Consider the following 924-nt stretch of genomic DNA (forward strand, 5'->3'; position numbering starts at 1 on the left):
CACCGAGCCAGAAGGCCCTCACCTACTTCAAGATCATCCATCCGTGTCGCCGTCACCAACCTCCATGGTCAGTACACCTAGGGCGCGTCGCCGTCGGAGCCGGGCGGGGGACGGTGGTCGGGCTGGCCGGACAGGCCGGCGGTGAAGACGAAGTTGCGGTCGGCGGTCGAGCCGGAGGTGCGGCCGCGGCCCCAGCCGATCGCTCTGCGGTACGCCCCGAGCCGGTTCGAGCGGTCCAGCCAGGCCTGGTCGGTGTAGGCCGAGCCCGCCGGCGCCGGGCCGGACAGCGGGGCGACGAACAAGGCGTCGACCGGGCAGTAGGCCTCGCACATGAAACACGTCTGGCAGTCGGACTGGCGGGCGATGACCGGAACGCCGTCCGGTCCTCGCTCGAAGACGTCCATCGGGCAGACCTTGACGCAGACGTCGCACGCTACGCACCGCTCGTGGCTCACGACCTCGATCACGGCGTCCTCTCCATCCCGGTCACGTCGGGCGGCCCGGTGACCGGAGCGACCGGGTCGAAGGCCGTCCACACCTCATCCAGCCCGCCCGTCAGGATCCGGCGCCGTAGTGCCGGATCCCGTTCCGGCCGGTCGTCCCGCAGGTGCACGCCGCGTGACTCCTCCCGGGCCAGGGCGGCCCGGTACATCCATCGGGCGTGGGCCACCAGCGACGCGGCCTCGCGCGCCCGCAGCGCCGTGCGCCCGTCGGTGCCGGCGAGACGAGTCTTCGCGCGCTCCCACAGCGGGTCGAGGGAGCCGAGCGAGGCCGCGAGCCCCTCGGCGCTGCGGAAGAGGTTGCGCTCCAGCGGCAGCACCTCCTCCTGCACCGCCCGTACGACGTCGGCCCCCGAGAGCCCGGCGTCGCCCGAGGGCCGCAGCCCCGCCCGTCCGTTCGCCCGCGGTTCCCCTCGGGGCGTTC

Annotated in this window: 1 protein-coding gene and 1 pseudogene; both read right to left on the bottom strand. The window is 73.6% G+C overall.

Annotation, left to right across the window (positions count from 1 at the left end; genetic code table 11):
* Positions 1-77: 77 nt before the first annotated feature.
* The gene (locus ACFFNX_RS51300; RefSeq protein WP_378213796.1) at positions 78-467 is read right to left on the bottom strand and encodes a 4Fe-4S binding protein; all 390 of its coding nucleotides are present in this window, start codon (positions 465-467) and stop codon (positions 78-80) included.
* Positions 464-924 (bottom strand): annotated as a pseudogene (locus ACFFNX_RS51305) (pyridine nucleotide-disulfide oxidoreductase); the annotation flags it as partial. The pseudogene ACFFNX_RS51305 and the gene ACFFNX_RS51300, both read right to left, overlap by 4 nt.

Origin of the sequence: Actinoallomurus acaciae, assembly GCF_042429965.1 — a bacterium.
Lineage (GTDB): Bacteria > Actinomycetota > Actinomycetes > Streptosporangiales > Streptosporangiaceae > Actinoallomurus > Actinoallomurus acaciae.